The organism is Streptococcus sp. DD04 (assembly GCF_001578725.1).
Lineage (GTDB): Bacteria > Bacillota > Bacilli > Lactobacillales > Streptococcaceae > Streptococcus > Streptococcus sinensis.
In genome coordinates this window covers 1-219 of sequence record NZ_KQ969032.1, presented here as the reverse complement: position 1 = coordinate 219, position 219 = coordinate 1, and the positions used below count along the sequence as shown (strand labels likewise).

Here is a 219-nt window from a genome sequence, read left to right as displayed (position 1 = left end):
CAAGATTCTTAACGCCTTCTGCTGGTGTCACCTGCTCAACTGGCTTGCCAACTTCCACGATCTGATCGACTGGGGCTTTGGAAACGAAGCTGTCGCGAGTCACACGGCCAGTTTCCTGACCATTCTCAATCGTTACTTCAACGAGCATAGTCTTCTCGCCGTCTTTACCTTCTTGGACAACTTTGCGGGTTCCCTTAGGCAATTGAGCACTTTCACGTT

General features: G+C 50.2%; 1 protein-coding gene. It reads right to left on the bottom strand.

The annotated features are described in order from the left end of the window. Window positions 1-219 (bottom strand): G5 domain-containing protein (locus STRDD04_RS10410; RefSeq protein WP_156469101.1); only part of this gene is annotated, 219 nt, incomplete at both ends.